This window comes from Rhodopirellula sp. P2 (assembly GCF_028768465.1).
In the GTDB taxonomy this organism is placed as follows: Bacteria; Planctomycetota; Planctomycetia; order Pirellulales; family Pirellulaceae; genus Rhodopirellula.
In genome coordinates, this window is the sequence record NZ_CP118225.1 from 5188764 (window position 1) to 5202872 (window position 14109).

Annotated in this window: 9 protein-coding genes; 7 read left to right on the forward strand and 2 right to left on the reverse strand. The window is 59.1% G+C overall.

Annotated features, from left to right (window positions below; genetic code table 11):
- Positions 1-5: 5 nt before the first annotated feature.
- Complete coding sequence (locus PSR62_RS18355) at positions 6-914, reverse strand: UDP-N-acetylmuramate dehydrogenase (RefSeq protein WP_274404454.1); 909 nt, start codon at positions 912-914, stop codon at positions 6-8.
- A gap of 343 nt (positions 915-1257) precedes the next feature.
- Here PSR62_RS18355 and xylA point away from each other — a divergent pair, with 343 nt between their 5' ends.
- From xylA to PSR62_RS18380, 5 genes are all read left to right on the forward strand, one after another.
- Positions 1258-2577, forward strand: coding sequence for a xylose isomerase (gene xylA, locus PSR62_RS18360; RefSeq protein ID WP_274404455.1), 1320 nt, complete (start codon positions 1258-1260; stop codon positions 2575-2577).
- Positions 2578-3300: 723 nt separating this feature from the next.
- Positions 3301-4401, forward strand: coding sequence for a WD40/YVTN/BNR-like repeat-containing protein (locus tag PSR62_RS18365; protein ID WP_443217291.1), 1101 nt, complete (start codon positions 3301-3303; stop codon positions 4399-4401).
- Positions 4402-4473: 72 nt separating this feature from the next.
- Positions 4474-6603: an efflux RND transporter periplasmic adaptor subunit gene (locus tag PSR62_RS18370; RefSeq protein WP_274404458.1), complete on the forward strand. Its 2130-nt coding sequence runs from the start codon at positions 4474-4476 to the stop codon at positions 6601-6603.
- Positions 6600-8915, forward strand: coding sequence for a biotin/lipoyl-binding protein (locus PSR62_RS18375; protein WP_274404459.1), 2316 nt, complete (start codon positions 6600-6602; stop codon positions 8913-8915). The genes PSR62_RS18370 and PSR62_RS18375 overlap by 4 nt, the downstream gene beginning before the upstream one ends.
- A gap of 159 nt (positions 8916-9074) precedes the next feature.
- Positions 9075-9851, forward strand: a complete 777-nt coding sequence (locus PSR62_RS18380; RefSeq protein WP_274404460.1) for a methylamine utilization protein — start codon at positions 9075-9077, stop codon at positions 9849-9851.
- 1836 nt (positions 9852-11687) lie between these two features.
- On the opposite strand, the gene PSR62_RS18385 is transcribed toward PSR62_RS18380, so the two are convergent.
- Complete coding sequence (locus tag PSR62_RS18385; protein WP_443217292.1) at positions 11688-12506, reverse strand: 7-carboxy-7-deazaguanine synthase QueE; 819 nt, start codon at positions 12504-12506, stop codon at positions 11688-11690.
- Between PSR62_RS18385 and queF the strand changes: the two genes are divergently transcribed.
- Both queF and PSR62_RS18395 read left to right on the forward strand, forming a co-directional pair.
- Positions 12496-12861: a preQ(1) synthase gene (gene queF, locus PSR62_RS18390; RefSeq protein WP_274404462.1), complete on the forward strand. Its 366-nt coding sequence runs from the start codon at positions 12496-12498 to the stop codon at positions 12859-12861. The two genes, PSR62_RS18385 and queF, sit on opposite strands and share 11 nt — an antisense overlap.
- A gap of 90 nt (positions 12862-12951) precedes the next feature.
- Entirely contained in the window at positions 12952-13959 is a 1008-nt protein-coding gene (locus PSR62_RS18395) for a sugar phosphate isomerase/epimerase family protein (RefSeq protein ID WP_274404463.1), read from the forward strand.
- Positions 13960-14109 lie beyond the last annotated feature (150 nt).

The following is a 14109-nucleotide window of genomic DNA, read 5'->3' on the forward strand; positions in this document are numbered from 1 at the left end:
TACGCTTACCAAATTTGCAGATTCAACTGCAAGTCGATCCCGGTTTGCATCAAGACCTGTTCACGAACTCGGCCGATCAGTTTCACACACTGGTCACTGGTCGCGTTTTCATGAGCGATCAAGTAGTGCGGTTCAGCGGAATCCAGCGAGACATCGCCTTCGCGAATCCCAGCCAATCCGGTGCTGTTGATCAACTCGCAGGCGGAAATGGAATCGGGATCGATGAACGGCATCGCGATCCGATTGGATTCCGACGGACGGCGTTGACCACGATGGATCCACAATTTTTGCATCCGCTTGGTCAGTGCCGAGACTTCCTTGGGTTCCAAGTTGAATGTCACGGACAGAACCACGGTGCCCATCAAGGTCGATTGGCGGTGCGCGAAACCGGCTTCCTCGCCCGTGATCGTTTTGCGTTTGCCATCTTCGTCGATCAGTTCGATCGACTCCACGACCGATCCGATGTCACGCCCTTCGGCAGAGACATTGCCAACGACGGCCGCACCGATGCTGCCGGGGATGCCAACAAGGTGTTCGAGCCCACCCAGGCCTTCGCCAACGGTTTTGATCACCGCATGAGTCAGCTTGGCTCCAGCGCCCGCAATCAGTTTTTGGCCCTGGATTTCCAAACCGCTGGTTGCGGGGGCAGCCAAGGTGATCACCAAACCGTCAAATCCGGCTTCGCGGACCAGCACGTTGCTGCCTTGACCGAGCACACGCAGCACCAGCTGTTTTTCGCGAGCGACGGCGTAAAGTTTTTCGATCTGATCGATCTCAACCGGTTCGGCTAAGAATCGAGCTGGGCCACCAATGCCCAACCACAACGTTTCACGCAGCGGTTGGTTTTCACGAACCACATGCAGCAGATCTTCGGGGAAAAATTCGGTGAGCGATTCAGAGGGAGCAGAAGACACGTCGTTCATTTGCCGGTGCGAGTTTCGAAAGCCACCACCTCCAGGCGGCGGGACGCTGGCGTCAGTTTCGCAGTCCGAAGCGAAATTGGCAATCTGGATTCGTTCAAGCCGGGGGTGATCCGCGCGTGATCGGCGGATCGACACGCGAAGATCATCCAAAGAACGGGGCAGCACCGCCCGAAAAGCGTCCTATTCGCCCTAAAAGGCAGCTGAACAGCCACAGAAGCACCGCTAGACGACTGAAACCGGTTTCACCCCCTTGTCGCGTTTCGGACAAGTTCTGATATTGGGGCGCTCCATTGATTTGCCATTTTCCTCTCGTCGCTCCCACGGAATCCGCTCGATGACCGCTTTCCCCGATGTTCCCGTCATTCAGTACGAAGGCCCCCAGTCCGACAACCCATTGGCCTTCCGCTGGTACAACCCCGACGAAGTCATCGAAGGCAAAACGATGAAGGACCACATGCGGTTCAGCATCGTTTACTGGCACACGTTCCGAGGAACGGGAGCCGACCCGTTTGGCCCCGGAACGGCAGTTCGCCCTTGGGACGATGGATCTGAAAGCGTCGAAAACGCACAAAAGCGTGCCGTCGTCGCCTTTGAATTGTTCACCAAACTGCAAGCTCCCTACTACGCGTGGCACGACCGCGATGTGGCTCCCGAAGGAGCCAACTTGCGAGAAACTCACGCGAACCTCGACGCGGTTGCCGACGTGCTGGAAGAACAGCAAAAAGCAACCGGCGTGAAGTTGCTGTGGGGCACCGCCAACATGTTCAGCAACCCCCGCTTCATGCATGGGGCCGCGACGAGCTGCAACGCCGATGTGTTCGCTTACGCGGGGGCTCAAGTCAAAAAGGCATTGGAAGTCACCAAGCGTCTGGGCGGCGAAAACTATGTCTTCTGGGGCGGCCGCGAAGGCTATCAGAATCTTTACAACACCGACATGAAACGAGAACTGGACCACTTGGCCAAGTTCTTCCACATGGCAGTCGACTACGCCAAGTCGATCGGATTCGACGGTCAGTTCTTGATCGAGCCCAAACCGAAAGAGCCCACCAAGCACCAGTACGACAGCGATGCGGCCGCGTGCATGAACTTCTTGCGAGCCTACGATCTGGATTCGCACTTCAAGCTCAACATCGAAACCAACCACGCGACGTTGGCGGGTCACACGATGATGCACGAACTCGATTACGCAGGCATGCAAGGTGGACTGGGCAGCATCGATGCCAACACCGGTGATTTGTTGTTGGGCTGGGACACTGACCAATTCCCAACCGACTACTACCTGACCACCCAAACCATGCTGATGATCCTCAAGCACGGTGGCATCGGCACCGGTGGTGTGAACTTCGACGCCAAGGTGCGTCGTGAATCGTTCGAGCCCATCGATTTGTTCCACGCTCACATCGGCGGCATGGATGCATTCGCGAAAGGTTTGAAGATCGCCGCGGCGATTCGTGCCAGCGGCGAATTGGCTGACTTCGTGAAGAACCGTTACTCGACTTGGGATTCCGGTATCGGTGCCAAGATCGAAGCCGGTGAAGTCGGCTTCGCGGAACTGGAAGCCTACATGCTTGAAAAAGGTGAGGTCGACGCGAACCAAAGCGGCCGCCAAGAGTACCTCGAGCACATGATCAACAAGTACATCGATCGCGTTTGATCGATGGCCAGCAGGGAGGCAACGCTCTCAGCCACCCAACCGCGGAGCGGTGACATCCGTCAGCCTCGGGTTTTAACCCGAGGTTCGGTTCAGTCCTCAACGACGTTTCAAGGCACGTAGGATGGGCACTCTTGCCCGTCCGAGTCGGCTAAGCCCCCTCATCACAACCCGAAGCGTCAGCGAGGGACTCCCCTCGCTGGTACGACGGCCCCATCCGGGGCGACCGTTTGTTTTCCGGCATCGGTCTCTCGGGGCTTCCGCCCCGAGCTAAGCACGACGGCCCCATCCGGGGCGAAACCCAGCCGCTAGCCACCATTTATCTTTCGAACGTCCCGAGCGGCGACACGTGCATCAACAACTACCGTCGCTCCGCGACTGTTGCCGGAAATGCTCCCAGCCATCCAACGAGGTGGCGCCATTTTACTTCCCCCTCCCTTTGGGAGGGTCGGCCCGATTCGGGCCGGGGAGGGTTACGCGCTGGATCCGATGCTGAACCCTCCCCTCGCTTCGCTCGACCCTCCCAGGGGGAGGGTGATGAGAAACGCTTGGCAACACTGCACTTGATAACTGCATGTCCTCCAACCGCGGAGCGGCGACAGGTGCTGAGAGCGTTGCAATGCCGGTTGACACCATTCTGGATCTCGCATCGATCATCCAGAAGAGTAGAATCCGAGTCGCGGAGTGGATTCGTTTTTGTCGTTCCGCGTTTTCAAACTGCCGGAAATGAAATCGATGCCGCATCAAACATCCATCGCTGCGGCAGCCGTCTTGGTTGTCCTGACCGCGACCATGGCTACGTCCTCGCTCGCCCAAGTTTCATTGGCGGAGGATTCTCTCGCGACCAGTTGGCGTTTCGGCGAAACCGGAACGAACGTCAGCTTGCGGGGGCTCTCTGCGGTCGATGACGATGTGATCTGGGCCAGTGGAGCGGAGGCCACCGTGATTCGCTCGATCGATGGTGGAGAGACTTGGCAACCTTGCGGCCCCGCCGGTTTTGATGGTCTCGAATTCCGTTGCGTCTGCGCCTTCAGTGCAAAAGTCGCGAGCATTGCCAGCGCTGGCACGCCCGCCGTGTTGTTACGCACCGAAGACGGTGGAGCGACTTGGAAGGAAACCTATCGCGCGGAAACAGAAACGGCGTTCTTTGATGCGATGCAGTTTTGGGATACCGAACGCGGCATGGCGGTGAGCGATCCGGTCGATGGTCGGTTGCTCGTGGTGGAAACCAACGACGGTGGCAAATCATGGCGAAAGGTAACCAACGGGATCCCGCTTGCTCGCCCTGGTGAAGCAGCCTTCGCAGCCAGCAACTCATCGTTGTTGCTCGGTCCGGACGGCCGGCTGTGGTTCGGAACCGGAGGTGCAGAATCCGACACCAGTCGGCTGTACACCCGGTCGGGGTGGGATCAGCCATGGGTTGCTGTACCAGTTCCCATGCCAAGCTCGCAGGCCGCCGGCATCTTTGCGGTTTGCCAGGGGCCAGCCATCGCCGGTGTGGACGCCGCCAGCCCATTGTTTTGCGTGGGTGGAGATTACCGAGCTTCCGAAACGTCGGACGTCACGGCCTGCATCAGCCTGGATGACGGAGCCACTTGGCAACGCGTCGCGGGTCAACCAGCGTCCTTCCGCAGCGACGTCATGCCGATCCCGGAAGGCAGCCCGCTCGCCCGCACTTTGATCACCGTCGGGCCGTCTGGGACGGATCTTTCCAGCGATGGATTGAACTGGACTCCTTTCTCGGACGTTGGCTTTCACTGTCTATCCGCCGGCAAAACCAAAATTTTCGCGTGCGGGTCCGACGGCAGGTTCGCTCGATTGGAATAGTCTGCGGCCCGCGTTCCCAGAGTCCCACAGCGAAGCCCCCACAAATTTGGGGGCTGGATTATGCTGGGGGGCATGAACCGTTCCGATGCCTCCGCCGCTGCTTCTGTCCCCTCGGGTGAATCCGATGCGGGGACGGTTTCGCCTCAGCAGATCGTGGAGCAAATCGCGAATAATTCTCGGGGCGAAGCCGATTTCCTGCACCGTCTGGCGGCCCACCTGGGCGAGACTTTTTCGGCGGCAGTTGTGGCGGTTCAAGACGCGTCGTTCCCCCAACCTCGCATGCTGGTCCGCGAAGAATCCATCGCCGCCGGACTGGACCGATCCAAATTGCGAGCCCAGATCGACGCGGTGTCTCCTGCCGTGGCTTCGTTTGCCATCGATTTGAAAAACAACTCGGTTGATCCATCCGGAGGCTCCCCCTCGATCACCGCAATCGGGGTCGAACTGTTGCCCGCTCCTCAATCGGCCAAAGTGCTGGTCATTCAAGGTGTGGCCTTGCCCGCTAGCGAAGTGTTGTTGGCGATGAAGTCACTCGGTGACTTCGCCGCCGCGGCTCGGAAGACGATGGGCACCGCGGAGACTGACACCGAGAAACCACGCCCAAGCTCCCAAACGTTGTCGGTTCCCGCTGCCGAGACGCGGTCGATAGCGAACGCCTTCGATTCGTCCCGCGGGATTCGCTCCGCTCTGCGAGCGTTTCATGCGGACTTGGATCCGACCGCGACCGCCTACCGAATCGCTTCGGAGCTTCCTCGATTGCTGCCATGCGAACGGGCGGTCGTCCTGCTTTCGAAAAATGCGTCCGCGCGGCGGCCGCGATTCCGAGTGGCTGCGATCAGTGGCTCCTCGGTGATTGACCGGCGATCGCCGCTGGTTCGCTCGATGAACCAATTGGCGGACGCCGTTTCGGTTTTGAGACGGCCGTTGATTTTGCCGCCTCCGGCAAACTCGGATGCGACGGATCCGGCGGCGCTCTCACCCCAATTGGTTCCGCCGCTGGAAACGTACTTGGACGAATCCGGTGTGCTGTCGGTGGCGTTGATCCCATTGTTCGAATCCCTCGACGACACATCGGCCGCTGCAGGTGTTGCTTCGCCGCAAGAGTTGGACGAGGACGCTCGTGAAAAACAACGCCGCGGATCGATGCCCATCGCCATCTTGATGCTGGAAACGTTCTCGGGTGAACCGCCGACGTCGATCACCCCAGCAATGTCGGAAGTGGCCGAAGAATCCTGCACTGCGATCAGCAACGCAATGCGTTACGACAGCGTGTTCGCACTGCCTGTCCGACGTCCGGCTGCGGCGGCGACTCGTCGAGCAACACGGTACTGGATCCTAGCGATCGGAATGTTGGTCGTCGCCGGATTGTTGGCCGGGTGGTTCATTCACGTCGATCATCATGTGGTCGCAACCGGGGTGGCGCGCCCCGCGATTCGTCAAGCAATCTTCGCGGGAATTGACGGCGTCGTCGATGAATTGCAGGTGCAAGATGGCGACGTGGTGAAGCAAGGCGACGTGCTGCTGACACTCGACAACGCGGAACTGAATCGCGAAACCGAGGCTTTGTCAGGACAACTCGCGACCGCCACGCAAAAATTGAGTTCGATCCGGGCGATGTTGCTGGCCGCGACCGCCGACGCTCGTGATTCCGCCCAGAGCATCCTCGAACAACAAACGCTCGAAAACCAAATCGAATCGCTGAACAAGCGGCTGGAGATCAACCGCGAGATGAAGGCGATGCTGTCCATTGTCGCTCCGTTTGATGGGCAGGTCGTTGGCTGGAGATTGGACGAACGGTTGAACGATCGGCCGGTGTCTCGAGGAGATCGCTTGTTCGCTGTGGTTCAACACGATGGTCCGTGGCAGCTGGAATTGAAACTCGAAGAAACGCGGGCTGGCGAAGTGATCGACCGACAGGCAGCCGGAGAGACCTTGCCGGTTCGCTTCGCGATTGAAACTCGCCCGACGGAAACGTATTCAGCAAACGTGTCGGAGATCGGCGGGGTCGCACGCAAACGCGCCGATGGCCGCAACGTGGTGGACATCATCGCGGACATCCACCAGGTTCCCGAGGACGGCTTTCGCGGTGATGCGGAAGTCACGGCGAAAATTGTTTGTGGACGACGCCGGTATCTGGCCAGTGCGTTCGACGACGTGGTCGCTTGGTTCCACCGCAACATTTTGTTTCGGTTTCGAACATGAACACGGGTGTCACATCCTCGACTCAGCGTCCGTTGGGCGTGCACCACAAGGTCGGTTTGAAAGCGGTGCGGGTTTCGCATCGACATTCCGGTTGGGTGGTCGTTCACGATGCAATCGCGGGCAAGTATCACCGGCTTCGCGAGGACGAGTACTTCTTGCTGACGTTGCTGGACGGGCAATGCAGCCTGGATGAGTTGCGAGATCACTACCAAGATCGGTACCCCAATCGCCGAGTCCGATCGAACCAGATCAACGCCTTGTTGTTTCGATTCCATGAGAGCGGGCTGACGACCAGCCTCGCGGCGATGCAAGGTGATCCACTGCTGGAACGGGCCGACACCGATCGGCGACAGAAACGTTGGGCGTTGGCTTCGCAGTGGTTGTTCATGCGATTTCCAGGGATCGATCCAGCTCCCGTGATGCGTGTGTTGATGCCGATCGTGCGTCCGCTGCTGACTCCGTTGGGTCTGTTCGCCATGATCGCTTTGGTGGTCTCCGCCGCGGTGATGATGTTGGTTCATCGAACACGTTATCTCGCGGAACTTCCCGCGTCGCACGAATGGTTGACGATGCAGAATGCGTTGATCTTGGCGGGCGTGATTGCGGCGACCAAGATCGCTCACGAACTCGGTCACGCTGTTGTGTCGGAGCGATTCGGTGCGAAGTGCCGTTCGATCGGGCCGATGCTGCTGGTCTTTACCCCGGCGTTGTACTGCGACACCAGCGGATCGTGGATGATTCCCAGTCGTCTACGTCGTGCGGCGGTCGCCATGGCTGGCATCGCGACTGAGATTGTGATCGCGTCCATCGCGGCCTGGGTTTGGCTGCGTACACCCGCGGGACTGACACACACGATTGCCTCGCACGTGATGGTGGTTTGCGGGATCAGCACGATCGTTTTCAACGCCAATCCATTGCTTCGATACGATGGCTATTACCTGCTGTCCGACATGACCGACATGCCCAATTTGGCTCAGCGGGCTCAGCGGCGATGGGGGAGATTCCTGGCGAAGGTGTTTTTGGGGGTTCCATCATCAGAACTCAACGAATCCGCGGACCAGTCCGTTTGGTTGTTGGTCTATGCCGTCGCATCGCTTGCCTACCGCTGGATCTTGATGGCCACGATCATTGGGTTCATCTGGATTTCATTGCGTCCCTACGGATTGGAAATCATTGGTCAATTGCTGGCTCTGTTTGCAGCGGCCTCCATGCTGTGGGCGGGGTTGGTACCGCTGCGTCGTTTTTGGAAAAATCCTGTGAACCGTCGAAAGATGCGTCCCCGCCGAGCCTTGGTCTGGTGCGTGTTGCTGATTGCGATCGGCTACGCGGGAACCATCCCGTTGCCGCGTCACGTCCACTCTGCCGTTCGTTTCTTTCCTGAGCACGAAGTCCGCGTTCACCTCACGTCGCCAGGTGTCCTGAGCCAACTCCATGTTGAACCCGGCCAATGGGTCTCTCGCGGCGATGTGCTGGCTGAACTCACCAACCCGGAGATTGAACTGGAGGTTTTGGATGCCGAAAGTGACGTTGCTGAACAAACGATGAGACTGGAAGGGCTTCGTGCTTCGCAAACCTTGGTTCCGGAAGCCAGTTCGCAATTGCCCGCCGCGGAAGCGTTGCTCGGAGAGATGACGGATCGTTTCACGGCAGCAAAACGCCGGCGTGAGTCACTGACGATCACCGCCCCATGTGACGGAATGGTGATGGTGGCTCAGAACAATCCCCAATCTGCGTCGGAATCATCACTCGACGCGGACGCCAATCCGCTGGACGTCGGCCCGGGGTTCAATCCGGCGGTCGATCGCACGGCGGTGCGTTTGGCATCTTGGTCGGGATCCCCCACCGCGAAGGAAAACAGCGGCTGTTCATTGGAGGCGGGCACCGAATTGCTAAGCATTGCGGCCTCTGACGAATCTGCCGAATCGCTCGAATCATCGGGTCCCACACCGATTCGGTGGCGAGCCGAAGCGGTCATCCAGTCCATCCAGCGACAACGGATCACACTCGGCGGCCCAGCCTGGATGATTCGCGACTCGTCGCCCACTCAAATCCTTCGGGGACGTGTCATTCGGATCTCGGAAGAGACATACGACCCGCGAATGGACGCTCCCAGACGCGACCATCAACGAGCGGACCAAGCGACTCGGACGCCGGAAACGAGCTATGTCGTGGCGGTTTCAATCGAAGATCGCGACACAGCCCCCTCAAATTGCGTCGCCGGAGCATCCGGCCGGGTCAAATTCGCGGTTTCTTCCGCCTCCTGTTGGCAAAGAATTCGTGAATTTTTCTCCAGTTCCTTTCGTTTTCGATAATCGATGTATCTTCCTCTCATTGCTGGACTTTGGTTGTCGAAATGATACAATGAGTGGTCCCGCCTTTCTGATGATGGCACCCAGCGATAGGCTTGGCAGAATGCTTTGTCATGTCATCACCCACCCGCACTGAACGATCGTTCTTCTAGGAGAAACCTCTTGAATATTCGTCCCTTGATTGCCAGCACCGCGGCTGCGTGTGCGTTGACCGCATCGATGGCCATGGCTGACACCGGAACGTTGAAAATGCGTTTCGTGTTGGATACGGCCAACGCTCCCAAATTGGATCTGATCGATCCGAACAAGGACGTTGATTTTTGTGGCAAACACGACATCCCCAACGAAAAACTGATCGTTGATCCCGCCTCCAAGGGAATCAAGAATGTCTTGGTCTACGTTTACACCGGTCGCGGTGGAACGAAATTGGATGACGTTCCCGCCAAGAACGAAACTCACGAACTGGCCAACGACGAATGCCGTTTCCAGCCTCACTACGTGATCGCTCAAACGGGCGACACGCTGAAGATCACCAACCCCGACCCCGTCGGTCACAACGCGAACCTGAACTTCTTTGCCAACAAGGCAGAGAACTTGATGATTCCCGCAGGGGCAGAAAAAGAGGTTGCTCTCGAAAAGCCCGAACCGGCAGCGATTCCAGTCGAGTGCAACATTCACCCCTGGATGAAGGCTTACGTCGTCGTCCTGGAACACCCCTACGCGGCCGTCAGCAGTGAAGATGGCACGCTGACAATCGAAGGCTTGCCAACCGGCGAAGTCATGTTCCGTGTCTCGCACGAAGCCGGCAAAATCGACGAAGTCAAGATCGGTGGATCGAAAGAATCATGGCGTCGCAGTCGCTTTGAGCTGGAGATCAAACCTGGCATGAACGACCTGGGCGACGTCCTGGTCCCCGGTGACGCGTTGTCAGCTGACTGATCCAACGCCCCTCGATCGTCCAATTCAATCGCTCGGCGTCGTCACCCAAAACGACGCCGAGTTTTTTTATGCGCGGATCACCCAACATGAGCCCGATGCGGGCGTTGCCGCACAAGAACTCACGCTGAAACACCTGTCGCCGCTCCGCGGCTTGCCTGTCTTGGGGGACGCCCATCCGACCTCGGGTTGAAACCCGAGGCTGGCAACTGCCACCGCTCCGCGGTTGGATTCACCAAGGCTGCACGACAACCATTCCCGTCGAAAATCCACAGTCGCGGAGCGACGAAAGCCGGCAGCCTTGGGTTTCAACCCAAGGTCACCCACGCCCCAACACGTTCACCCAGTCGCGGAGCGACGACAGCCGTGAACACCTGTCGCCGCTCCGCGGCCTGCCTGTCTGGGGGGACGCCCATCCGACCTCGGGTTGAAACCCGAGGCTGGCAACTGCCACCGCTCCGCGGTTGGATTCACCAAGGCCACACGACAACCATTCCCGTCGAAAATCCACAGTCGCGGAGCGACGACATCTGCGAACATCTGTCGCCGCTCCGCGGCTTGCCTGTCTTGGGGATCGCCCATCCGACCTCGGGTTGAAACCCGAGGCTGGCAACTGCCACCGCTCCGCGGTTGGATTCACCAAGGCTGCACGACAACCATTCCCGTCGAGAATGCAACAGTCGCGGAGCGACGAAAGCCGGCAGCCTTGGGTTTCCAACCCAAGGTCATCCACGCCCCAACACGCCCACCCAGTCGCGGAGCGACGGCAGCCGCGAACACCTGTCGCCGCTTCGCGGCTTGCCTGGCTTGGGGGACCCCAATCCGACCTCGGGTTGAAACCCGAGGCTGGCAACTGCCACCGCTCCGCGGTTGGATTCACCAAGGCTGCACAAAAACCGCTCCCCTCGAGAATCCAACAGTCGCGGAGCGACGAAAGCCGGCAGCCTTGGGTTTCAACCCAAGGTCACCCACGCCCCAACACGTTCACCCAAGTCGCGGAGCGACGGCAGCCGCGAACACCTGTCGCCGCTTCGCGGCTTGCCTGTCTTGGGGGACGCCCATCCGACCTCGGGTTGAAACCCGAAGCTGACAACTGCCACCGCTGCGCGGTTGGATTCACCCAGGCCGCACGAAAACCATTCCCGTCGAGAATGAAACAGTCGCGGAGCGACGAAAGCCGGCAGCCTTGGGTTTCAACCCAAGGTCACCCACGCCCCAACACGTTCACCCAAGTCGCGGAGCGACGACATCCGCGAACACCTGTCGCCGCTCCGCGGCTTGCCTGGCTCAGGGGACGCCCATCCGACCTCGGGTTGAAACCCGAGGCTGACAACTGTCACCGCTCCGCGGTTGGATTCACCCAGGCCGCACGAAAACCATTCCCGTCGAGAATGCAACAGTCGCGGAGCGACGAAAGCCGGCAGCCTTGGGTTTCAACCCAAGGTCACCCACGCCCCAACACGCCCACCCAGTCGCGGAGCGACGGCAGCCGCGAACACCTGTCGCCGCTCCGCGGCTTGCCTGGCTCAGGGGACGCCCATCCGACCTCGGGTTGAAACCCGAGGCTGACAACTGTCACCGCTCCGCGGTTGGAATCACCAAGGCTGCACGACAACTATTCCCGTCGAGGATCCACAGTCGCGGAGCGACGAAAGCCGGCAGCCTTGGGTTTCAACCACGTCCCAACACGTTCACCCAAGTCGCGGAGCGACGACATCCGCGAACACCTGTCGCCGCTTCGCGGCTTGCCTGGCTCAGGGGACGCCCATCCGACCTCGGGTTGAAACCCAAGGCTGACAACTGCCACCGCTCCGCGGTTCTTTCACGCGACGCGTTCGCTCAGGTTCCGCGCCGGTTCCCGTACCAACGAATCTGCATCCGGTCGCAGTACCGATAGCCACGCGATTCAGCCAACGGTTCCAACCAAGGCCGGGCGGCGTCAAGCTGCTCGACGGAGACTCCCTGTGGCATCAACCACACCAGGTCAGCGTCCACACCGAGTTGGCCGACCACTTCGTCAATCTCCGCCAGTTCTTCAGCGGAGTCCACGACAAACTTCACCTGGGTCGCTTCCGCCGACCGAATCAGCTGCTTCATCGTGGCGATCGGCAACCGACGTTCGCTGTGCAACTTTGCCCAACGAGGATGTTCTTTCGCGTCCGGGGTGCTGGCCCGCAATTTGGGGCTCAGCGACAACAAATCGCATGTCACGCCTGGATCAATCGTGCCGGCCGTTTCGATCGTGACGTGATTGCCGGCCAATCGCAGTTGATCAATCAGAGTCACGATGCCTTTTGCAATCAGTGGTTCACCGCCCGTCAGGACGACATGGTTCACCTCCGTGTCGGCGACCAAGTGCAGCAACGACTGGGTGGTTTGTGGTGTGCCCTCGGGGTTCCAAGACGCGTAGGGCGTGTCGCAAAACCAGCACCGCAGATTGCATCCGCTGGTCCGGATGAAAACGCTGTTGGTGCCGGTCAATTGGCCTTCGCCTTGCCGACTGACAAAGGTTTCTGAAATCAACAGCGTTGACGTGAGCGCGCGAGGATCCCCGGGGGTTTCCGCCGAGTCCTCAGCGGGTAAAACATCGACTGATTGATCGACCGATTTCAAACGACACCGCGTTTCTAGAAGTGAACCAAACCACGTGAGCGACACAGCCTCTTTCCGAGACACTCTCGAAGTTTTCGAAAACCCCGCCCCGACGCGAAATTTCACGATCGAGCATCATTGCCCGGAATTCACGTCAGTCTGTCCCAAAACGGGACAACCCGACTACGGAACGATCGTTTTCACGTACGTTCCCGATCGCGTCTGCGTGGAGTTGAAGAGCTTGAAAATGTACTTGCAAAAATTCCGCAACGAAGGAATTTTCTACGAGCAAATCACCAACCGAATTCTGGACGACTTTGTCGCTGTCGTCCAGCCTCGCAAACTCACGGTGGAAAGCAAGTGGACGCCTCGCGGTGGCCTGAACAGCAACATCATCGTGACCTATCCCGACGAAGCCTGATCTGAGACTCAGGCCTGAGTCGAATCTTGGGCCTAACCTGGTCCACGGCTCTGTCCTCCCCCCCTTCTTCCCCCAACCCCCGCCTGCGCTATGCCCTCTGTCATCCTGTCTGGTTTCGCCGATGAATCGGCTTTTTCGAAAAAGGCCAACGAACAGTTCGCCGCACTCGCTGCGATCGGACTGCAGCACTACTCGATCCGCTTCGTCGACGTCGGCAACGGCATCAAGAACGTGATGATGCTGGAACCAGCGGAGATCGAAATGCTCCGCGATCTGCACAAAGAGTACGGCATGTCGGTCAGCAGCATCGGCTCGCCGATCGGCAAGGTGAAACTACAGGACGTCGAAGACGGCACGTCGAACAAGTTCATCCCGTTTGAGAAATACCTCGCCGAAGATGTGCAAATCGCTTGCGATCGCGCCGAAGCATTCGACTGCAAACTGCTTCGCGGTTTCGCGTTTTACCACCCCAAGGGAACGGCACCGGAAGATCACATCGATCAAGTCTCCGACCAACTCGGTCAAATCGCGGAAGCCTGTGACAAACGAGGCCTGACGTTTGGCTTGGAAGTCGAAGCCAACTTGGTCGGCCAAACAGGCGACTTGCTCGCTGCGATCGCCGCCAAGGTCGACAACCCGGCGCTTGTCACGATCTTCGATGGTGCCAACATGGTGATGCAGGGACTGAGCTCCGATCAGGTCTACGCCCAATACGAAGCGATGAAGCCATCGCTGGGTTGGTTGCACATCAAGGACTACAAAGACCCGTCATTGAATGGACGCGTCGAGCATGTCGATGAAGAATCGGCCAGCCACTTTGTGCCAGCGGACCAAGGCGACAGCGCTCACGAGCGAATCTTCGAAGATCTGAAGACGTTCCTGCCAACGCTGGCCGATCGCATGTCCCGCCGCGGCGTCGAAGGCATCTACCTGGACCTCGAACCTCACGTTCGCGGCGGAGGCCAATTCGGCGGCTTCAGTGGTCCCGATGGATTTGGCATCGCCGCTCGCGGGTTGTGCCGCGTGCTCGACAAAGTCGGCATCGACTATCACCTGCGAACGTTCGAGGACCTGGAAGCCGCCAAGGCTCAGGGCTGAGCCAAGACCGGCGACAAAGTCTTCGTCGTCCAGAACGTCGCCACCCAATCCACGTAGAACGGGCACTCTTGCCCGTCTTCTCGTAGCGTGCTCGTCCCAAACGTCGGCCAAGAGTGGCCGACCTACATCCATGGTCTCAGCCGGTTGGCC